18 protein-coding genes are annotated in these 22,503 nt (G+C 51.0%); 6 read left to right on the top strand and 12 right to left on the bottom strand.

The features are described from left to right. Window positions 1–16: 16 nt before the first annotated feature. The 12 genes from FEK46_RS11590 to thpR form a co-directional block, all read right to left on the bottom strand. Complete coding sequence (locus FEK46_RS11590; protein ID WP_135560071.1) at window positions 17–613, bottom strand: fimbrial-like protein; 597 nt, start codon at window positions 611–613, stop codon at window positions 17–19. A gap of 26 nt (window positions 614–639) precedes the next feature. Continuing rightward, entirely contained in the window at window positions 640–1,245 is a 606-nt protein-coding gene (yadL, locus tag FEK46_RS11585; protein WP_130204973.1) for a fimbrial-like protein YadL, read from the bottom strand. 14 nt (window positions 1,246–1,259) lie between these two features. Next, window positions 1,260–1,829, bottom strand: a complete 570-nt coding sequence (locus tag FEK46_RS11580; RefSeq protein WP_135560070.1) for a fimbrial protein — start codon at window positions 1,827–1,829, stop codon at window positions 1,260–1,262. Between the two features lie 16 nt (window positions 1,830–1,845). Beyond that, on the bottom strand, window positions 1,846–4,446 hold the full coding sequence (gene htrE / locus FEK46_RS11575; RefSeq protein WP_135560069.1) for a Yad fimbria usher protein HtrE: 2,601 nt from the start codon (window positions 4,444–4,446) through the stop codon (window positions 1,846–1,848). 34 nt (window positions 4,447–4,480) lie between these two features. Next, window positions 4,481–5,221, bottom strand: coding sequence for a fimbrial chaperone (locus tag FEK46_RS11570; protein WP_130204979.1), 741 nt, complete (start codon window positions 5,219–5,221; stop codon window positions 4,481–4,483). 104 nt (window positions 5,222–5,325) lie between these two features. Continuing rightward, entirely contained in the window at window positions 5,326–5,910 is a 585-nt protein-coding gene (locus FEK46_RS11565; protein WP_135560068.1) for a fimbrial protein, read from the bottom strand. A 346-nt stretch (window positions 5,911–6,256) separates the two neighbouring features. Then, a complete protein-coding gene (folK, locus tag FEK46_RS11560) occupies window positions 6,257–6,736 on the bottom strand; it encodes a 2-amino-4-hydroxy-6-hydroxymethyldihydropteridine diphosphokinase (RefSeq protein ID WP_130204983.1) in 480 nt (159 codons plus the stop codon). Continuing rightward, a complete protein-coding gene (gene pcnB, locus FEK46_RS11555; RefSeq protein WP_205712810.1) occupies window positions 6,733–8,130 on the bottom strand; it encodes a polynucleotide adenylyltransferase PcnB in 1,398 nt (465 codons plus the stop codon). Before pcnB ends, folK begins: the two co-directional genes overlap by 4 nt. Before the next feature lie 59 nt (window positions 8,131–8,189). After that, window positions 8,190–9,086, bottom strand: coding sequence for a tRNA glutamyl-Q(34) synthetase GluQRS (gene gluQRS, locus FEK46_RS11550; protein ID WP_135409481.1), 897 nt, complete (start codon window positions 9,084–9,086; stop codon window positions 8,190–8,192). Between the two features lie 66 nt (window positions 9,087–9,152). Beyond that, a complete protein-coding gene (gene dksA / locus FEK46_RS11545) occupies window positions 9,153–9,608 on the bottom strand; it encodes an RNA polymerase-binding protein DksA (protein WP_001155227.1) in 456 nt (151 codons plus the stop codon). 177 nt (window positions 9,609–9,785) lie between these two features. Beyond that, window positions 9,786–10,490: a DNA/RNA nuclease SfsA gene (gene sfsA / locus FEK46_RS11540; protein WP_130204989.1), complete on the bottom strand. Its 705-nt coding sequence runs from the start codon at window positions 10,488–10,490 to the stop codon at window positions 9,786–9,788. Between the two features lie 14 nt (window positions 10,491–10,504). Next, the gene (gene thpR / locus FEK46_RS11535) at window positions 10,505–11,035 is read right to left on the bottom strand and encodes an RNA 2',3'-cyclic phosphodiesterase (RefSeq protein WP_135560066.1); all 531 of its coding nucleotides are present in this window, start codon (window positions 11,033–11,035) and stop codon (window positions 10,505–10,507) included. Between the two features lie 73 nt (window positions 11,036–11,108). Here thpR and hrpB point away from each other — a divergent pair, with 73 nt between their 5' ends. From hrpB to fhuB, 6 genes are all read left to right on the top strand, one after another. Beyond that, window positions 11,109–13,538, top strand: coding sequence for an ATP-dependent helicase HrpB (hrpB, locus tag FEK46_RS11530; RefSeq protein ID WP_135560065.1), 2,430 nt, complete (start codon window positions 11,109–11,111; stop codon window positions 13,536–13,538). Window positions 13,539–13,700: 162 nt separating this feature from the next. Then, window positions 13,701–16,223, top strand: coding sequence for a bifunctional glycosyl transferase/transpeptidase (mrcB, locus tag FEK46_RS11525; protein ID WP_130257830.1), 2,523 nt, complete (start codon window positions 13,701–13,703; stop codon window positions 16,221–16,223). A 218-nt stretch (window positions 16,224–16,441) separates the two neighbouring features. Next, entirely contained in the window at window positions 16,442–18,685 is a 2,244-nt protein-coding gene (gene fhuA, locus FEK46_RS11520; protein ID WP_135406072.1) for a ferrichrome porin FhuA, read from the top strand. Window positions 18,686–18,735: 50 nt separating this feature from the next. Next, complete coding sequence (gene fhuC, locus FEK46_RS11515) at window positions 18,736–19,533, top strand: Fe3+-hydroxamate ABC transporter ATP-binding protein FhuC (protein ID WP_135560064.1); 798 nt, start codon at window positions 18,736–18,738, stop codon at window positions 19,531–19,533. Next, window positions 19,533–20,423 (top strand): Fe(3+)-hydroxamate ABC transporter substrate-binding protein FhuD, encoded by an 891-nt coding sequence (fhuD, locus tag FEK46_RS11510; protein WP_130204999.1) that lies wholly within the window; start codon window positions 19,533–19,535, stop codon window positions 20,421–20,423. The genes fhuC and fhuD overlap by 1 nt, the downstream gene beginning before the upstream one ends. Then, window positions 20,420–22,402, top strand: coding sequence for a Fe(3+)-hydroxamate ABC transporter permease FhuB (fhuB, locus tag FEK46_RS11505; protein WP_135560063.1), 1,983 nt, complete (start codon window positions 20,420–20,422; stop codon window positions 22,400–22,402). Before fhuD ends, fhuB begins: the two co-directional genes overlap by 4 nt. Window positions 22,403–22,503: the final 101 nt, after the last annotated feature.

Genomic DNA, 22,503 nt, shown 5'->3' with positions numbered 1-22,503 from the left:
TTTTCTTACATTAGAGTTACTCATAATAAATATCAACCAGTACGGTGCTTTTGACTTGGCCAGAAGTAACATCCAGTGTGGAATCAATTTTTTGCATTCTGGCATAAAATTTCCATGATGAATTATCCATTACTGATGTCATCACGGGATAGACTGAGCGTGATATACCTGCTGTATTTAATACATTGAACGTATTTGCAGAATCCTGGATAGAAAAAATAACTACGCCAACATTTTTAGCGCCTGTTGCTTCGTCATTGGCAAATATTTGCCTGGAGCCAGCAGCCATGACACCGCTAAGGGCTCTAAAATCAATATGTAACTGATTTAGCACATCGCCAGTTCCCTGTAATGCACAGTCGGATACACTGACAGTGAACTCTTTTCCACCTGGTTGATAACTTTCAGGAGTCACATTACCTGAAAAATATCCCACCCCAACGACGCCAAGATCAATATTACCCTGGTTACTGATTCCGCTTTTGCAAGTGCTGTTTTTTACATTGGCAACAAGGTCGATATCCTGTCCAGTGATGGCTGGACAGGTAATGGGAAACAGTAATGACAGAAACAGAATTATTCTATTCATCAGCTTACGTTGAGTGGGATGCATATATAGTTCCTGAATCTGTCAGTCTGTTAGTTATAGGTGATAGTAAATGTTGCAGGGGCGAAAAAATCACCTGCCGTAACATTATTGACAGTTTTATCCTTATCTACCACAAGGACTGCACTCATATCAAAGTCCACAACATTAGTACCTGTTGCACCCACAATACTCTTTTCTTTCGCTTGAGGAGTAGCGCAGCTAAATTGTTTATTTTTGTCTGCTCGATCTGGTGTGATGGCACCCCAGACTTCAACCACAACCGCATTTGCTTTTTCTGTGGATGTAGATGCATTGGCAAATCCATCACCATTATTGGCATTTCCTTCACATGTGCCAACTTTGGTTAATGTTATATATGCTTTCTTTCCTGGAATTCCTGCACAATCTTTAAACTGTAGTTTGAATGTTTTAATTTTGGTTTTAGCATTGACTTCAGATATATATACATCACCAAAATTAACCGTGGAGATTTTATTATTACCATCCATAAGTGTTGCTGTGCAGGTACCCATTTCCACAGTGGTAATAACAGTCAGTCCAATGCTGTCTGTTGCAGCATAAGACGGGACACTGAATAGTGAGGCTACCAGAACCAGACTGCTGGATAATCCATAACGTAAATTTTTAAATGTCATCTTAATTATCCTTCTTATTGATAGATGAAATTAAACGTCGCCAGAGCGCGGAAGTTCCCCGGCACACCAGCGCCTTGAGATGTTTCACGTAGCGCAACAGTCATTTCAAGACCTTTGTCGGACGGTATTTCGCCTGTGTCCCAGCGTATCTTTTCCGCACTGTTGGGTTTAAGAAAAGTGGCATCATCAGTATTCCGTCTCTTGAAACCTATACCGATATAACTTGTCGTAGAATTTGTATCACCAGACAGCGGTATAATAAGCTTGGGTGAACTTGATGAGGCGTTTCCGGTCAGAGTGGTATCGATCCAGCTAATGCCACTGCTGCACCCACTGGCAACCAGTTTAAAATCAGCCTGAGCTTCTGTCGTTTTATTCGCGATCTTATCCAGCCCCATCTTAGGGATTTTTAATGTGTAGTTATTATTACCATCATTCGTGACATTATTACCAGTAAGTGTGATGTTACAGGTTGTCGCTTTGACAGTGGCTGTAAACTCTACATTAATATCCGTTGCAAATGCTGAGGGTGATAATAATATTCCCATCAGTATCGCTATTTTATGTGGCGTTGTTTTTATCATTTGACGTCCCTTGTAGTTACTGAATCTGACACCGAATTCCATTCAGAATAAAAGATTGCGCTATTTTTTCTGCTTCTGAACTTTGTTGATAATGCGCAAGACAACTTACAGGTTTACTTTCTTCGAGCCATTTAATGCTGATATTTCCTTGCTGCTCAATACCACGAACAAAAGCCTGTCCACCCTGTCCAACATTACCAATTACATTACCCTGCTCATCATAAATATCTGCAGCAAATGGAATATTTTTACCATCACTTCGAGTGATGTTCATAATCGCTGATTGCCCTTGCACAGTTTCAAAATCAGCAAAGACGACTGAACCCTGACGCGGCACAGCAACAGCACTGGTACTTTTTAATTCAACATCGTTCTCAAGATCGTTGATATCCAGCGCGATACGGTTTTCATGATAAGGAGAAAGGGCACTGGTGACACCATAACCCCACCGATCGATAGTGCTGTTGCCATAATTTATTCGAGCCCCTTTGGCACCAGGAGCCTGAACTACCGCCAGTGTATCGGAGTCGCTAAAACTGTCATTACTGAAGGTCAGGCCGCCGCTATGTAATACAAAACCACCGTCAGTGCTGAGAGAAACTTGACGACTGTTATCGCTATTCGCAGAAACTGAACCGGCCAGGGTTCCCCACGGTGACTCATAGCTGGCATATCCACCAACATAACTCATATCTTTACTGGCTTTATTCATCGTATAGCCTGTATTCACGCTATAACTGACGCGAGCGTTATCGCTATAGCCACTGCTACTGACGTTGAGTTGATTATTGCCCTTAAAGTCACTGCTCATTTGAGTATCAATACTCTGGAAACCTGAAGTACGCTGTTCAGTGCCAAGTAATTTTTCAATAGGAATGGTGAAACTGAGATAAATGCTATCGTCAGTGTCGCCGTTTTCATTCCATGAACGCTGTGCACTGACACTGTAGCTGCCCCAGGATGTACTGTTACTGTAGCCAATAGAGTAATTGCTACGATTTTGTCCTGAAGCCCAGTAATCGGACCAACTTCCGGAAAGATAAAATGAACCGTAATCTTTTTTCTCAAATTTCAACGGTTGGTTAATACTGACCGTAACCTGATTTTTCATGCGCGAGTAATTACGCATGTTTTGCGGCTCAAGATCTTGTTCGGGATGTTTCACTTCATCAATTAGAGTTAGTGCATCATTAAGACCAAGGTAATTTTGTGTTGAATAGCGATAGGCCGCGATATTCAGTGAAGTACTTGTTTCTTCGAATAATTTGTTCCAGGAAACACGATAACTTTGCCCCTGGTATGTTTTATCATCCGGGATACGGACATTGGAGTGAGTCACATCGAAAGAAAATGCACCGACTGAGGTATTCAGGCCAAGACCTAACAAACCGGCGGTATAGTTATTATCGGTAATCTGAATACCAGTATAACCCGTCAGATAGTTATTCAGACCGTAGTAGTAGCTGGCCTGAAATAAATTAGGTTCATCCTGAATATCATCTTTTAAGACCTGGCCACCGCTAATATCCCAACGTCCAACGCCAGGGCGTAACATTTGAACAACCGATGAAAAAGGTTGCGAGAATGTCCTTTTTGAGCCATCGGATTCTTCGATGGTCACAATAAGATCACTGCCGTACCCTGACGGGCTAAGATCATCAATGACGAAAGCGCCTGGAGGCACAGTCGTTTCATAAATCTTATAGCCGCCTTGCGTAATAGAGACTTTGGCATTGGTATTGGCGACGCCATGTATGATAGGTGCAAAGCTGGCTAATGTCGGAGGCAACATTCTGCTGTCACTGTATACGCGAATGCCTCGGATACTGACGGAATCAAAGGTTTCGCCCGTAGTATAAGATTCACCAATAATTAATTGAGAGCGTAGTGAGGCGATATCTCGTTGTACATACCGATTCTTAAAATCATAATTACTGCCAGAATCGGTCATCCAGTTGTAGTTGCCGGAGGCTCGCAGTCGCCATGCACCTAAATTCATCCCACCGTTAAAAGCAGCATAAATGCTGTCATTTCTTCGACCAGGGGTTTCACTATGATATCCGTTGAGGTTATATGACAACATAGCCGCATTAATGCCGTTTTCCCATAATGATGGATCAACATAGTTTTGGTAATTTTTCATTACCCAGGCTTGAGGAACGTCTATATCCAGACGTTGATCGTTAACGTCATAACGAACGGAAGCCTGAGGGATAATTTCCGTCAAATTGAGGCAATCCCCGAGCGTTTCATCCCGGGCAAGCAGAACGGCTTTTTCGTTATTTATATCGGGGGAATTAATATGAAACTGCAATAAATTCTTTAATGTGATACAGGCCTGGGCGTTCTTTTTTCCTTCAATTGCTACAAATGTAATACTTTGGTTAATGATTGGTTGATCGTTGACATAAACACTGACGTCGTAAACACCCGGTATAGCGGGGTTACCTTCGCTGTATCGACTGAGATCAATATTAGATGCATTCTGCCCCATCAGGAAGGTAGGGTCATATTCAACGAGTTCAGCACTGAAAGCACTATTGCAATACAGCAGCGCGCATAACGTGGCGATACGGGTCAGATGATGATGATAATTTTTAGTATATTTTATAGTCACGCTATGCTTCCTGCGGAATTATATCCTTGCCTGATTACAGTCGGGCATTACCTTCAATGGCGCCACCAAAGTCATTAATGGCGTAAAAGTGCACTTTTGAAGAATTTGCTTTGCCATTAAGGCCATTGACTTTCATGACTTCATCACTGAATGGTGCAATCATTTTCACATCAATCGGATAGCGTTTACCGCTGGCTTCTAAATCGCCACTGCTAAAAGAGACGTAGTAAGGCGTTGGATTAGTGACTTGTAATGCCGTTTTACCGTCTGAACCTGACCAAGACCATTTCAGGGCTAATGGGGCTTCAGAGGGATTTCCCTTCAATCCATCCGGGCGATAGAACAGTTTTATACGTGTGCGAAATGCCAGTTGCAGCAGGCTTTGATTCGCGACCTTTTCTGCATCTGGTTTTGGTGGAACTTCCAGTACGTTAAACCAGAATACGCTCTCCCTGTCTTTAGGCAGTGAGGTACTGGCGGTGTACATCAGTTTGATTGTTTGCCCACGTTTGGCATCAATACGCGATACTGGCGGTGTGGCGGTAAAGGGGACTGTAATACTGCCAGGTTCAGCGTTGTCATCGCCAGTATCTAACCAACTCTGGACAAGTAACGGGTTATTCCCTTTATTTTCCAGACGTACGCTGACACTTTTTTGATCGCTTTTATATATTACGCGAGTACCCGAAATGACAATATCCGCAATAGACGATGAGCTAAAAGCCATACAGGTTACGAAGCATAAAGCTGCTGTATGTTTGGTGTTAAAAAACATAAACCATCCCTGACAGAGTTAATTAAAACAGGGAATAATATAAAAATAGTAATTATTAATACTATTCCCTGTATATTCATTCAATCAATTTAATTGGTGAATACTTACTGATAAGTAATGGTGTATGCAGTGTTAGTTTTTACATAACCAGCAGTCGCTGTCTGATTTGCGTCAGCACGAACGTAAGATGCTTTAAAATCATAAATTGCAGATTTTGTCGTTGCATCCATGGTTTTAGTATACACATCGCCGGGGTTGTTAATTTGAACCTGTTTGATAGTGGAACCATCAATATTGTGCAGAGCGATATTTACGCCATCAGACGGGTTGTTAATAGACATGTCGTTGTTCAGCGTTCCTTTGCTATTACCAAAGAAAACAGAACCGAAGGTCATTTTAGCTGTGCTACCTGGATTCGGGTTCGCTTTGCTACAGTCAACGGTGATGCTGAAAGGTTTAGCTTTAGCACCAACGGTATCATTCAGTACGCCGTCAGTGATTTCACCAACAGTTGCAGTTTGCAGCAGGATTAGACCATCTTTGTTACCACCGTCTACACGGGTTTCACAGGTGTTATCAACAACCAGACCGCTGATATTTAACTGACCACCGTCCATATCTGCAGAAGCAGTACCTGCAATCATTGCCAGCATAAGACCAGACAGGGCAAAACCTAATTTTTTAGACATAAAAATCCTTGAATTATATTCCATGAGTTTAACTTCAATCGGGAGTCCGCACATGGGGAGGCCCGATAGACTAGAAAGATTGGTTTGTTAATGATGAGGACTTGAATTTACCGAATGTTACATCTGCTCATCATTAGGGGGGATATTGTGCATAATAAAAATTATATATCCACTTAATTCATCTTTAAGTAAAACTAAATATCTAAAGTTGAAAAAATAGTGTATGGGGTGGGAAGGTTAAGAGGGTGGAATATATTATTAATTGTGGTTGTAGCTTAAAGGAAGCATTGATTGCAATTGTTGGGAAGTATTTTCAGAATTTATTTATATTCAAGAGATTATTGTATTACCACTTATTTAATTCATCGTATTTATTTATTCGTAATAAGTTGTCTAATGTTGTTCCATCAGGAAAAACCAGCTCCGGCGCAATCTCAAACAGCGGCCACAGCATAAATCCACGATTTTTCATATCGTAGTGCGGAACGGTGAGTCGTTCGGTATTAATCGTTTCATTACCGAATAACATAATGTCGAGGTCCAGCGTGCGTGGCCCCCAGCGTTCAGCTTTGCGGACGCGACCTTGCTGCAACTCAATACGCTGTGTGTGATTGAGTAACTCTTCAGGGGCAAGAGCGGTTTCCAGCGCTACGGCTGCGTTTAAGTAATCGGGTTGATCTTGCGGCCCCAGCGGTGGGGTACGGTAAAACGAAGAAACGGCAAGAATGCGGCTTTCCGGAATGTCACCTAATGCTTTCACGGCAGCATTGACCTGCTCCAGCGGAGAGGCCAGATTGCTGCCTATGGCAATATACGCCACCGTCATGCGGTACCCTCGCGACGCGGCGCGCGTTTGCGCGGACGGCGAGTACGACGGCGCGGTGTTGGATCTTCATCCAGCTCGTTGAGCATCCCTTTTTGGTCTGGTGGCGCAGAAACCTGGAACTCACCCCACCATTTCGCCAGACGTTGCAGCTCGGCGTTGCGTTCCACTTCAGCACGCAGGGACAGCAGGTCGTAGGCGGCGCGGAATTTCGGATGCTCCAGCAGTTTCCATGCCCGTTTGCCCTGACGACGGGACATACGCAGCTGCAACTGCCAGATATCGCGAGTTAGCGTAGTCAGACGTTTCGGGATTGCCAGTGAACGGCAGGCTTCGTCCAGCACGTCGTTCATCGCCAGCGCGAAAGCGTCGTGATAGGTCAGGCCGCTTTCCTGAGCAATTTTCTGCGCTGTTTCCAGCAGTGGATACCAGAACATGGCGGCAAACAAAAACGCCGGGTTAACGCGCATATCGTTATGAATACGCGTATCGGTATTCTTCAGTACCTGCTCAATGATCCGCTCCATTGGGCTGTCGCCATTTTCCGTGAAGTAACGGGTAATGGTCGGGAACAGCGGCTGGAACAGATTATATTCACACAGCAGTTTATAGGTTTCGTAACCGTAGCCCGCTTGCAACAGTTTAAGAGACTCTTCAAACAGGCGTGCTGGCGGAATATCGTTGAGCAGAGTAGCAAGGCGTGGGATCGGCTCGGCAGTTTCTGGGCTGATGCGCATCCCCAGTTTCGCGGCAAAACGTACTGCGCGCAGCATACGTACCGGATCTTCACGGTAGCGCGTTTCCGGGTTCCCAATCAGGCGGATAACACCGTCTTTCAGATCCTGCATGCCACCAACGTAATCACGGACGGTAAAATCCGCGACGCTGTAATACAGACTATTAATAGTGAAATCGCGGCGCTGGGCGTCTTCTTCGATGGAGCCGAAAATGTTGTCGCGTAGCAACATGCCGTTTTGTCCGCGCTGAGAAGTCGTGCGGTCGCTGACATTGCCTTCGTGGTGACCTCGGAAGGTGGCGACTTCGATAATTTCCGGGCCAAACATCACATGAGCTAGACGGAAACGGCGACCTACCAGGCGGCAATTACGGAACAATTTGCGCACCTGCTCAGGCGTGGCGTTGGTGGTCACGTCAAAATCTTTCGGCTTTTTGCCAAGTAACAGGTCGCGTACGCCGCCGCCAACCAGCCAGGCTTCGTATCCCGCTTTATTGAGCCTGTACATTACCTTCAGGGCATTTTCACTGATATCTTTGCGGGAAATAGCATGCTGCTCGCGCGGGATCACCGTCACCTGTGGACGGGCGACTGCCTGTTCAGCTTCGCTCTCCTCGCGGCTCAACACCTTGCGGCAAAAATTAGCGACTCGGGTAAAAATAATACACCTCGGTAGTGTCAAACATCATTCAGGACAAAAAAATAGCGGCTAATCATAGCTCAGCATGACGCATTTGAGAATGTTGAATTTACAATTGCCGACTCTGGCACGGCGGTCAGCGTCCAGTTTTTGACGGCTGACTGAAGGATTTGCTCTACGCTGTAATCCTGCCAGTGCGCTTCTGCCTGCTGACCCAGAAAATGAAGTGCCGCCATTAGCACAGGGCGCGGATCGCCTTTCGGTAACGCAGGCGCATGATTCTGCTTGGAAAGTTTAGTGCCTTGTGCGTTTAGCGCCAGCGGTAAATGAATGTAATCTGGCACCTGCCAGCCAAAAAGCTGGTACAGCGAGATTTGCCGCACTGTCGGTTCAATTAAATCTGCCCCACGAACAATTTCTGTGACGCCCTGGAAGTGATCATCGACCACCACCGCCAGGTTATAGGCAAACAAACCATCACGACGATGAATAATAAAATCTTCTCGCGCCAGTTTTTCGTCGGCGTGAATAATTCCGCGTAGTTGATCAGTAAACTGCGTGACCGGATACAACTGCCGAATACGCACAGCCGCGTTGTCTGGTCCATGATGTAATGTTCGGCAATGACCGTCGTAAATACCGCCAATGCTTTGGATACGCGCACGCGTGCAGGTGCAGTAATAACTTAGCTCTTGCTCATGTAACCAGGCGAGTGCTTCGCGATAGGCGTCGTGACGTTGGGATTGCCAAAGAACATCGCCGTCCCAGTGCAGGCCGTAATGTTCCAGCTGGCGCAGGATAGTTTCTGCGGCACCGGGAACTTCACGAGGCGGGTCGATATCTTCAATGCGTACCAGCCAGCGACCTTGCCGGGCGCGAGCCTGCAAATAGCTGCCAAGCGCAGCAATCAGAGAACCAAAATGAAGCTCGCCGGAAGGAGAGGGGGCGAAGCGACCAATATACTGTGTGTCTGTCATCTCTTTGAACAAAAAATAAGGCGGGAGTATTTCCCGCCTGTGGTAAACGTGATGGAACGGCTGTAATTAGCCAGCCATCTGTTTTTCGCGAATTTCAGCCAGCGTTTTGCAGTCGATGCACAGATCGGCTGTCGGGCGCGCTTCCAGACGACGAATACCAATTTCAACACCGCAAGATTCGCAGTAGCCGAAATCTTCGTCTTCCACTTTTTTCAGCGTCTTCTCGATCTTTTTGATCAGCTTACGCTCGCGATCGCGGTTACGCAGTTCGAGGCTGAACTCTTCTTCCTGGGCTGCACGGTCTACCGGGTCCGGGAAGTTGGCTGCTTCATCCTGCATATGTGTAACGGTGCGATCGACTTCATCCCTGAGTTGATTACGCCATGCTTCCAGAATACGACGGAAGTGCGCCAGCTGGGCTTCGTTCATATACTCTTCGCCCGGCTTCTCCTGATATGGCTCCACCCCAGCGATGGCGAGAATACTCAGGGACGATGTTTTACGGTTTTGCCCTTCTTGCATGTTGCTTCTCCTTAACACGCACTATCGATCCCCATGTTCGGGGGAAAAATGAGGCCGCTATAAATAGCAGATGCTTTTCCGGATAGCAATTATCTAAACGTAACACTTGACAACTGTGTGAGGAAAAGCGTATTTGCGCACGCGACCAGAATGTAAATTAACCAGTTACTTACACTACTACAATGTAACAGGCAGTGATTTTTTAAGAGCCATACCTTCAGCAGAAAGTTCCGCTTTATAAGCCAGAATTTCTACTCCCCTCTGTTGTGCTTCTGACAATAGTTGCGCGTATTTCTCATCGATGTGGCGCGCGGGTGAAAACCGTGTAATGGCTGAATGCAGTACAGCGAAAAAAATCACCGCTCGTTGGCCTTCAGCCGCTACGCTCATCAACTCCCGAAGATGTTTCTGCCCACGTTGGGTAACGGCATCGGGAAAGTAACCTTGCTCATTTTCCGCTAACGTAACCGATTTCACTTCAATATAGCAGTCAGGTCGAAACCTCGCCTGTAACATGAGGTCAATACGACTGCGCTCGGCACCGTATTTTACTTCGCTTTTCAGCGAGCTATAGCCTGATAGCTCCGAAATTTCCCCATTAAGGATAGCCTCTTTCGTCAATCTATTCGCCCAAAGCGTATTAACGCAAATAAATGCGCCGCTTTGGCTTTGGGTTAATTCCCAGGTGTGCGGGTATTTCCGTTTTGTATTGTCGGAAGTCGAATACCAGACGGTATCGCCAGGCGTTGCACAACCGGTCATCGCGCCAGTGTTGGGGCAGTGTAGCGTCAATTCACGACCATCAGGTGTGATCACATCGGCTAAAAAGCGTTTATAACGCTGAATTAGCGTGGCGCGCTGTAAAGGAGGAGAAAATTCCATTATGACAATCCTTTTTATTGCGTCAGCGTCCAGCGTTTGAGCGGTGTGTAGCGTGTACGCCCACGGGCAAACGAGGAAGCATAAAGAGTGAACTCCTTCACCTCATATGACCAATTAAAACCAGGCGGTGGGATTGTTACCGCCTCGCTGGCGTCGCGCAATAAGGTGATATGCGGATGAAATGGTCGATTGCTTTGAAAACAACCACTGCGTGCTGCCTGAGAACGAAGCATATTCGCCAGTTGGATTAAGCCGCGCGGCGGCTGGCGCATACCCAACCATACCACGCGTGAACGCGGCCACTGACCTGCGTCATCAAGCGTGAGTGTAAAACCGGGTTGACGAATTCGCCCGGCCAGCAGTGAGAGCGCCTTCTCTTTGTCTGCGCTTACTTCGCCTAAAAACGCCAACGTCAGATGCAAATTCTCAGCAGCAACCGGGCGGCCCGCTTCAGGTGGAAACTGTGCGGCGCGCCAGTGAATAATCTGTTCGCGGATTTCAGCAGGTAGGTCAATGGCAAAGAACAGCCGTTGCGGTTCAGACATGTCAGGCACTCGGTTATGAATTACCGCGATGCTACAATGTGGCGCGAAGAATGTTAACCCTCTGGAGCGTTTTGTGTCGTCGTTACCCGTTGCAGCCGTCTTACCTGAATTACTTGCCGCCCTCGATTATGCGCCGCAGGTGTTATTAAGTGCGCCGACCGGAGCCGGAAAATCGACCTGGCTACCGCTGCAACTGCTGGCGCATTCAGGGATTCACGGGAAAATCATCCTGTTGGAGCCACGTCGACTGGCGGCGCGTAACGTTGCGCAACGCCTGGCGGAGCTGCTGAACGAAAAGCCTGGCGACACAGTTGGCTACCGGATGCGTGCGCAAAACTGCGTCGGGCCGAATACTCGTCTGGAAGTGGTCACCGAAGGCGTGTTGACGCGCATGATCCAGCGCGACCCGGAACTGAACGGCGTGGGGCTGGTGATCCTCGATGAATTTCATGAACGCAGTTTGCAGGCGGATTTGGCGCTGGCGTTGTTACTCGATGTGCAACAAGGTCTGCGCGATGACTTAAAGCTGCTAATTATGTCGGCTACGCTGGATAACGATCGCTTGCAGCAGATGCTGCCAGAAGCGCCCGTTGTTGTTTCCGAAGGGCGCTCGTATCCGGTGGAGCGCCGCTATTTGCCGTTGCCTGCACACCAACGCTTTGACGAAGCAGTAGCTGCCGCTACCGCCGAATTGCTGCGCCAGGAAACTGGGTCATTACTGTTATTTTTACCTGGTGTCGGAGAAATTCAGCGCGTGCAGGAGCAATTGGCGTCACGTATCGGCAGTGATGTGTTGCTCTGCCCGCTGTATGGCGCGTTGTCGCTGAACGATCAGCGAAAAGCTATCCTCCCTGCGCCGCAAGGAATGCGCAAAGTGGTGCTGGCGACCAACATCGCTGAAACCAGTCTAACCATCGAAGGTATCCGTCTGGTGGTGGATTGCGCCCAGGAAAGGGTAGCGCGCTTTGATCCGCGTACGGGTCTTACTCGGTTGATCACTCAGCGCGTTAGCCAGGCGTCGATGACCCAACGTGCCGGGCGCGCCGGGCGTCTGGAGCCAGGTATTTGCCTGCATTTAATCGCTAAAGAGCAGGCGGAACGCGCCGCAGCGCAAAGTGAACCGGAGATCTTACAAAGCGATCTCTCCGGTTTGTTGATGGAATTACTGCAATGGGGATGTAGCGATCCGGCACAGATGAACTGGCTGGATCACCCGCCAGCGGTGAATCTACAGGCGGCGAAACGTCTGTTACACATGTTGGGGGCGCTGGACGGTGAAAGGCTTAGTGCGCAAGGGCAAAAAATGGCGGCGCTGGGTAACGATCCGCGTTTAGCGGCAATGCTGGTGAGCGCGAAGAGTGACGATGAAGCGGCTACCGCCGCAAAAATTGCCGCCATACTCGAAGAACCGCCACGGATGGGGAATGGCGATCTTGGCGTGGCGTTCTCGCGTAATCAACCAGCCTGGCAGCAACGTAGTCAGCAACTGTTGAAACGCTTAAACGTTCGCGGCGGTGAGGAGGACAGTTCGCTTATTGCGCCGCTACTCACCCGAGCGTTTGCCGATCGTATTGCTCGTCGGCGTGGGCAAGATGGTCGCTATCAACTGGCGAACGGCATGGGGGCGATGCTGGATGCCGACGACGCGTTAAACCGCCACGAATGGCTGATCGCACCGTTATTATTGCAGGGCAGCGCCTCGCCGGATGCGCGGATTTTGCTGGCGCTGCCGGTCGATATTGATACGTTAGTAGAACGTTGCCCGCAACTGGTGCAGCAGTCTGACACTGTGGAGTGGGACGATGCTCAAGGCACGCTGAAAGCCTGGCGTCGGCTGCAAATTGGCCAGCTCACGGTAAAAGTGCAGCCACTAGCGAAACCTTCGGAAGAAGAATTACATCAGGCGATGCTTAACGGTATACGCGATAAAGGATTAAACGTCCTCAACTGGACGCCAGAAGCGGAACAGCTACGCCTGCGTTTACTGTGCGCTGCGAAGTGGTTACCAGAGTATGACTGGCCAGCGGTCGATGACGCGAGTTTATTGGCGACGCTTGAAACGTGGTTGTTGCCGCATATGAGCGGTGTACATTCGCTACGTGGCCTGAAATCAGTCGATATTTACCAGGCGCTGCATGGATTACTCGATTGGGGAATGCAGCAACGTCTGGTGAGTTCCCTGCCTGCGCATTACACTGTGCCGACGGGAAGTCGGATCGCCATTCGTTATCATGAAGATAACCCACCTGCGCTGGCAGTAAGAATGCAGGAGATGTTTGGCGAAGCCACCAATCCGACAATCGCCCAGGGGCGTGTGCCGCTGGTGCTGGAGTTGCTTTCACCCGCCCAAAGGCCGCTGCAAATCACCCGTGATTTGGGGGCCTTCTGGAAAGGGGCGTATCGTGAGGTGCAAAAGGAGATGAAAGGGCGTTATCCCAAACACGTCTGGCCGGACGACCCGGCGAATACCGCACCAACGCGGCGGACGAAAAAGTATTCGTAAGGTTGGTAAACGGGCATAGGGGCAATGTGCGCGCTGATGCCCTCACCCCGGCCCTCTCCCACAGGGAGAGGGAGAAAAGCATTTTGAGAGATATCTTCTTCTGTATTGCAACAGAAGAACAGAAAATCGGGCTTTTGCGCCTGAATATTGCGGAGAAAAAGCATGGCCGGGAATGACCGCGAGCCAATTGGACGCAAAGGGAAACCGACGCGTCCAGTCAAACAAAAGGTAAGCCGTCGTCGTTACGAAGACGACGATGATTACGACGATTATGATGACTATGAGGACGAAGAACCGATGCCGCGCAAAGGAAAGGGCAAAGGAAAAGGGCGTAAGCCTCGTGGCAAACGCGGCTGGTTATGGCTGCTGCTAAAACTGGCTATCGTTTTTGCCGTGCTGATCGCCATTTACGGCGTTTATCTCGATCAAAAAATTCGTAGCCGTATTGATGGCAAGGTCTGGCAGTTGCCAGCGGCGGTCTATGGCCGAATGGTTAACCTTGAACCAGATATGACCATCAGCAAGAACGAGATGGTGAAACTGCTGGAGGCGACTCAGTATCGTCAGGTGTCGAAGATGACCCGTCCTGGCGAATTTACCGTGCAGGCCAACAGCATTGAAATGATCCGCCGTCCGTTTGATTTCCCGGACAGTAAAGAAGGGCAGGTGCGTGCGCGTCTGACTTTTGATGGTGATCATCTGGCGACCATCGTCAATATGGAGAACAACCGTCAGTTCGGTTTCTTCCGTCTTGATCCGCGCCTGATCACCATGATCTCCTCACCAAATGGTGAGCAGCGTCTGTTTGTGCCGCGCAGTGGTTTCCCGGACTTGCTGGTAGATACCTTGCTGGCGACAGAAGACCGTCATTTCTACGAGCATGATGGCATCAGCCTCTACTCCATTGGACGTGCGGTGCTGGCGAACCTGACAGCCGGACGCACGGTGCAGGGGGCGAGTACACTGACGCAACAGTTAGTGAAAAACCTGTTCCTCTCCAGCGAACGTTCTTACTGGCGTAAAGCGAACGAAGCCTATATGGCGTTGATCATGGATGCACGTTACAGCAAAGATCGCATTCTTGAGCTGTATATGAACGAGGTGTATCTCGGTCAGAGCGGCGACAACGAAATTCGTGGCTTCCCGCTGGCGAGCCTGTACTACTTTGGTCGCCCGGTAGAAGAGTTGAGCCTTGACCAGCAGGCGCTGTTAGTTGGCATGGTGAAAGGCGCGTCGATCTACAACCCGTGGCGTAATCCGAAACTGGCGCTGGAGCGACGTAACCTGGTGCTGCGTTTGCTGCAACAACAGCAGATTATCGACGGCGAACTGTATGAAATGCTGAGTGCGCGACCGCTGGGCGTACAGCCACGCGGCGGAGTAATCTCTCCTCAGCCAGCCTTTATGCAGCTGGTGCGTCAGGAGTTGCAGGCGAAACTGGGCGATAAGGTGAAAGATCTCTCTGGTGTGAAGATCTTCACTACTTTTGACTCAGTGGCTCAGGATGCGGCAGAAAAAGCTGCCGTAGAAGGCATTCCTGCACTGAAGAAACAGCGTAAGTTGAGCGATCTGGAAACGGCGATTGTCGTCGTTGACCGCTTTAGTGGCGAAGTCCGTGCGATGGTCGGGGGGGCTGAACCGCAGTTCGCGGGCTACAACCGTGCGATGCAGGCGCGTCGTTCGATTGGTTCACTGGCAAAACCAGCGACTTACCTTACGGCGTTAAGCCAGCCGAAAATCTATCGCCTGAACACGTGGATTGCTGATGCGCCAATCGCGCTGCGTCAGCCGAACGGTCAGGTCTGGTCACCGCAGAACGATGATCGTCGCTATAGCGAAAGCGGCAGAGTGATGCTGGTGGATGCGTTGACCCGTTCGATGAACGTGCCGACGGTGAATCTGGGGATGGCGCTGGGGCTGCCTGCGGTTACGGATACCTGGATCAAACTGGGCGTGCCGAAAGACCAGTTGAATCCAGTTCCGGCAATGTTGCTGGGAGCGCTGAACTTAACGCCAATCGAAGTGGCGCAGGCGTTCCAGACTATCGCCAGCGGCGGTAACCGCGCGCCGCTTTCTGCGCTGCGTTCGGTAATCGCGGAAGATGGTAAGGTGCTGTATCAGAGCTTCCCGCAGGCGGAACGCGCAGTTCCGGCGCAGGCGGCGTATCTGACGCTGTGGACCATGCAGCAAGTGGTGCAACGTGGTACAGGGCGTCAGCTTGGGGCGAAATATCCAAATCTGCATCTGGCAGGGAAAACGGGGACTACCAACAACAACGTTGATACCTGGTTTGCGGGCATTGACGGCAGCACGGTGACTATCACCTGGGTCGGCCGCGATAACAACCAGCCGACTAAGCTGTACGGTGCCAGCGGGGCGATGTCGATTTACCAGCGTTATCTGGCTAATCAGACACCAACGCCGCTGAATCTTGTACCGCCGGAAGATATCGTGGATATGGGCGTGGATTACGATGGTAACTTTGTTTGCAGCGGTGGTATGCGTACTTTGCCGGTCTGGACCAGCGATCCGCAATCGCTGTGCCAGCAGAGTGAGGTACAGCAGCAGCCGTCAGGCAATCCATTTGATCAGTCTTCACAGCCGCAACAGCAACCTGCTCAACAGCAGCAGAAAGACAGCGACGGCGTGGCAGGCTGGATCAAGGATATGTTTGGTAGTAATTAACGTCTAAGCGTGACATACCGGATGGCGAGTAGCCATCCGGTAAAATAACATCCCTCCAAAAGCATTAACCCTTTCTTTTCATCTGGTTATTTATTGACCCTTTGGTTGGATCTCTGATGGGTACTGCTTGCTATCGTCTCGCCGTTTCGAATATTATTTTATCTTTATAATAATCATTCTCGTTTACATTATCATTCACTTTCATCAGAGATATACCAATGGCGCGTTCCAAAACTGCTCAGCCAAAACACTCGCTGCGTAAAATCGCAGTTGTAGTAGCCACAGCGGTTAGCGGCATGTCTGTTTATGCACAGGCAGCGGTTGAACCGAAAGAAGACACTATCACCGTTACCGCTGCACCTGCGCCGCAAGAAAGCGCATGGGGGCCGGCTGCAACTATTGCGGCGCGACAGTCCGCCACCGGCACCAAAACAGATACGCCGATTCAAAAAGTGCCACAGTCTATTTCTGTTGTGACCGCCGAAGAGATGGCGCTGCATCAGCCGAAGTCAGTTAAAGAGGCGCTTAGCTACACCCCTGGCGTTGCCGTGGGAACCCGTGGCGCATCCAACACTTACGATTACCTGATCATCCGTGGTTTCGCAGCTGACGGTCAAAGCCAGAACAACTATCTGAATGGCCTGAAGATGCAGGGCAACTTCTATAACGATGCGGTCATCGACCCGTATATGCTGGAGCGCGCTGAAATCATGCGTGGTCCGGTATCTGTGCTGTACGGAAAAAGCAGCCCTGGCGGCTTGCTGAATATGGTCAGCAAGCGCCCGACCACCGAACCGCTGAAAGAAATTCAGTTTAAAGCAGGGACTGATAGCCTGTTCCAGACCGGTTTTGATTTCAGCGATGCGCTGGATGATGATGGCGTTTACTCTTATCGTCTGACCGGACTTGCGCGCTCTGCCAATGCCCAGCAAAAGGGCGCGGAAGAGCAGCGTTATGCTATTGCTCCAGCGTTCACCTGGCGTCCGGACGATAAAACCAATTTCACCTTCCTTTCTTACTTCCAGAATGAACCGGAAACCGGTTATTACGGCTGGTTGCCGAAAGAAGGGACCGTCGATACGCTGCCAAACGGTAAGCGTCTGCCGACTGACTTTAACGAAGGGGCGAAGAACAACACCTATTCTCGTAATGAGAAGATGATTGGCTACAGCTTCGACCACGAATTTAACGACACCTTTACTGTGCGTCAGAACCTGCGCTTTGCTGAAAACAAAACCTCGCAAAACAGCGTTTATGGTTACGGCGTCTGCTCCGATCCGGCGAATGCTTACAGCCAGCAGTGTGCATCTTTAGCGCCAGCGGATAAAGGCCATTATCTGGCGCGTAAATACGTCGTTGATGATGAGAAGCTGCAAAACTTCTCTGTTGATACCCAGTTGCAAAGCAAATTCGCCACTGGCGATATCGACCACACCCTGCTGACCGGTGTCGACTTTATGCGTATGCGTAATGACATCAACGCCTGGTTTGGTTACGACGACTCTGTGCCACTGCTCGATCTGTACAATCCGGTGAATACCGATTTCGATTTCAATGCCAAAGATCCGGCAAACTCCGGCCCGTACCGCATTCTGAATAAGCAGAAGCAAACGGGTATTTACGTTCAGGATCAGGCGCAGTGGGATAAAGTGCTGGTCACTCTGGGCGGTCGTTACGACTGGGCGGATCAAGAATCTCTTAACCGCGTAGCGGGAACGACAGACAAGCGTGATGACAAACAGTTCACCTGGCGTGGTGGCGTTAACTACCTGTTTGATAACGGCGTAACACCGTACTTCAGCTATAGCGAATCGTTTGAACCTTCTTCACAGGTCGGGAAGGATGGTAATATTTTCGCACCGTCTAAAGGTAAGCAGTACGAAGTCGGCGTGAAATACGTACCGGAAGATCGCCCAATTGTGGTGACTGGCGCGCTGTATAATCTCACCAAAACCAACAACCTGATGGCGGATCCTGAGGGTTCCTTCTTCTCGGTTGAAGGTGGCGAGATCCGTGCGCGTGGCGTAGAGATCGAAGCAAAAGCGGCGCTGTCGGCGAGTGTTAACGTGGTCGGTTCTTATACCTATACCGACGCGGAATACACCACCGATACCACCTACAAAGGCAATACGCCTGCGCAGGTGCCAAAACACATGGCTTCTCTGTGGGCTGATTACACCTTCTTTGACGGTCCACTTTCAGGTCTGACGCTGGGTACTGGCGGTCGTTATACTGGCTCCAGCTACGGCGATCCGGCGAACTCCTTTAAAGTGGGAAGTTATACGGTCGTGGATGCGTTAGTGCGTTATGATCTGGCGCGAGTCGGTATGGCTGGCTCCAACGTAGCGCTGCATGTTAACAACCTGTTCGATCGTGAATACGTCGCCAGCTGCTTTAACACCTATGGCTGCTTCTGGGGCGCAGAACGTCAGGTCGTTGCAACCGCAACCTTCCGTTTCTAATTTTCTCTTTGGGGCACGGATTTCCGTGCCCGCTTCACAAGTTGGCTGTTATGCAGGAATACACGAATCATTCCGATACCACTTTTGCACTGCGTAATATCTCCTTTCGTGTGCCAGGGCGCACGCTTTTGCATCCGCTGTCGTTAACCTTTCCTGCCGGGAAAGTGACCGGTCTGATTGGTCACAACGGTTCTGGTAAATCCACTCTGCTCAAAATGCTTGGCCGTCATCAGCCACCGTCGGAAGGCGAAATCCTTCTTGATACCCAGCAGCTGGAAAGCTGGAGTAGCAAAGCATTCGCCCGCAAAGTGGCTTATTTGCCGCAGCAACTTCCTCCGGCAGAAGGGATGACCGTGCGTGAACTGGTGGCGATTGGTCGTTACCCGTGGCATGGTGCGCTGGGGCGCTTTGGCGCGGCAGATCGCGAAAAGGTCGAAGAGGCGATTTCGCTGGTTGGCTTAAAACCGCTGGCGCATCGGCTGGTCGATAGTCTCTCCGGCGGCGAGCGTCAGCGAGCGTGGATCGCCATGCTGGTGGCGCAGGACAGCCGTTGCCTGCTGCTGGATGAACCGACCTCGGCGCTGGATATCGCCCACCAGGTTGACGTGCTGGCGCTGGTGCATCGTTTAAGTCAGGAACGTGGTCTGACGGTCATTGCTGTGCTGCACGATATCAATATGGCGGCGCGCTATTGTGATTATCTGGTCGCCCTGCGCGGTGGTGAAATGATTGCTCAGGGAACGCCTGCGGAAATTATGCGCGGCGAAACCCTCGAAATGATTTATGGCATCCCGATGGGGATTTTGCCGCATCCGGCGGGTGCTGCACCTGTGAGTTTTGTTTATTGATGAGCGGTTTACCTCTTATTTCGCGCCGCCGACTGTTAACGGCGATGGCGCTTTCTCCGTTGCTATGGCAGATGAATACCGCCCGTGCGGCGGCTATTGATCCACATCGCGTTGTGGCGCTGGAGTGGTTGCCGGTGGAATTACTGCTGGCGCTCGGCATCGTACCTTACGGTGTGGCAGACACCATTAACTATCGCCTGTGGGTCAGCGAACCGCCATTGCCAGATTCGGTGATTGACGTTGGTTTGCGTACAGAACCTAACCTTGAACTGCTGACCGAAATGAAACCGTCGTTTATGGTCTGGTCGGCGGGATATGGCCCTTCGCCAGAAATGTTGGCACGCATTGCGCCGGGACGCGGATTTAACTTCAGCGACGGCAAACAGCCGCTGGCGATGGCGCGTAAATCGCTGACGGAAATGGCGGATTTACTTAATCTACAAAGCGCAGCAGAAACGCATTTAGCGCAATATGAAGACTTTATCCGCAGCATGAAACCCCGCTTTGTGAAGCGTGGAGCGCGCCCGTTATTGCTGACGTCGCTTCTCGATCCGCGCCATATGCTGGTCTTCGGTCCAAACAGCCTGTTCCAGGAAATTCTCGATGAATACGGCATTGTGAATGCCTGGCAGGGAGAAACCAATTTCTGGGGCAGTACTACCGTCAGTATCGATCGTCTGGCGGCGTATAAAGATGTTGATGTGCTCTGTTTTGATCACGACAACAGCAAAGACATGGATGCGCTAATGGCAACCCCGCTGTGGCAGGCCATGCCGTTTGTCCGCGCCGGACGCTTTCAGCGCGTACCCGCAGTCTGGTTTTATGGTGCGACGCTTTCGGCAATGCACTTTGTACGTATTCTGGATAACGCCATCGGAGGTAAAGCGTGAGTAAACGAATTGCGCTTTTCCCGGCGTTATTGCTGGCGCTGTTGGTGATTGTCGCTACGGCGTTGACCTGGATGAACTTTTCGCAGGCGCTGCCGCGTAGCCAATGGGCGCAGGCTGCCTGGTCGCCGGATATCGATGTCATCGAGCAGATGATTTTTCACTACAGCTTGCTGCCGCGTCTGGCGATTTCGCTACTGGTGGGCGCGGGCCTGGGGCTGGTGGGCGTGCTGTTTCAGCAAGTGCTGCGTAACCCGCTGGCGGAACCGACGACGTTGGGCGTTGCTACAGGCGCGCAACTGGGGATTACCGTCACGACGCTCTGGGCGATCCCCGGTGCGATGGCGAGCCAGTTTGCTGCGCTGGCGGGCGCTTGTGTCGTTGGCTTAATCGTTTTTGGCGTCGCGTGGGGGAAACGGCTTTCGCCGGTAACGCTGATCCTCGCGGGGCTGGTGGTGAGCCTTTATTGCGGGGCAATTAATCAGCTACTGGTTATCTTCCATCACGACCAGCTGCAAAGCATGTTCCTGTGGAGCACCGGAACGCTGACGCAAACCGACTGGGGCGGCGTTGAGCGTTTATGGCCGCAGCTGCTGGGCGGCGTGATGCTGACGTTACTGCTACTTCGCCCGTTAACCCTGATGGGGCTTGATGATGGCGTGGCGCGCAATCTGGGGCTGGCCTTGTCGCTGGCGCGTCTGGCGGCACTGTCGCTGGCGATTGTCATCAGTGCGTTGCTGGTGAACGCGGTGGGGATTATCGGCTTTATCGGCTTGTTCGCGCCGCTGCTGGCAAAAATGCTGGGCGCGCGGCGTCTGCTGCCGCGACTGATGCTGGCGTCGCTGATTGGGGCGCTGATCCTCTGGCTTTCCGATCAAATCATCCTCTGGCTGACTCGCGTGTGGATGGAAGTTTCTACCGGCTCGGTCACTGCGTTGATCGGTGCGCCGCTGCTGCTGTGGCTGCTGCCGCGTTTACGCAGCATTAGCGCGCCGGATATGAAGGTCAACGATCGTGTCGCGGCTGAACGCCAACACGTGCTGGCGTTTGCCCTCGCGGGCGGCGTGCTGCTGTTGATTGCTGTGGCGGTGGCGCTGTCGTTTGGTCGTGATGCGCACGGCTGGACGTGGGCGAGCGGGGCGTTGCTCGAGGATTTGATGCCCTGGCGCTGGCCGCGAATTATGGCGGCGTTGTTTGCGGGCGTCATGCTGGCGGTGGCGGGCTGTATTATTCAGCGGCTGACCGGAAACCCGATGGCAAGCCCAGAAGTGCTGGGGATAAGCTCTGGCGCGGCGTTTGGCGTGGTGTTGATGTTGTTTCTGGTACCGGGTAATGCCTTTGGCTGGCTGTTACCCGCGGGAAGTCTCGGCGCGGCGGTGACGCTGTTGATCATTATGATTGCCGCCGGACGCGGTGGATTTTCCCCACACCGCATGTTACTGGCGGGGATGGCGTTAAGCACCGCGTTCACCATGCTTTTGATGATGTTGCAGGCGAGCGGTGACCCGCGAATGGCGCAAGTGCTGACCTGGATTTCTGGTTCGACCTACAACGCGACCGATGCGCAGGTCTGGCGCACGGGGATTGTGATGGTGATTTTGCTGGCGATTACCCCGCTGTGCCGCCGCTGGCTGACCATTTTACCGCTGGGTGGTGATACCGCGCGGGCCGTGGGGATGGCGCTAACGCCGACGCGAATTGCATTGCTGATGCTAGCGGCTTGCCTTACGGCGACCGCGACAATGACCATTGGACCGTTGAGTTTTGTCGGTTTAATGGCACCGCATATTGCGCGGATGATGGGCTTTCGACGGACGATGCCACATATTGTGATTTCGGCGTTGGTGGGTGGGTTGCTGCTGGTGTTCGCTGACTGGTGTGGGCGGATGGTGCTGTTTCCGTTCCAGATCCCGGCGGGGCTGCTGTCGACCTTTATCGGCGCGCCATATTTTATCTATTTGCTGAGAAAGCAGAGCCGTTAATTTGCCCATATAACGGCGCTGAACCCCAGGTCGGATAGGGCGTTCACGCCGCATTCGACAAACAATGCCCGATGCGACGCTGGCGCGTCTTATCGGGCCTA

It is taken from the genome of Escherichia sp. E4736, from assembly GCF_005781225.1.
Classification (GTDB): Bacteria; Pseudomonadota; Gammaproteobacteria; order Enterobacterales; family Enterobacteriaceae; genus Escherichia.
The sequence above is the reverse complement of the archived record's forward strand: the minus strand, read 5'-3'. Positions and strand labels throughout refer to the sequence as shown.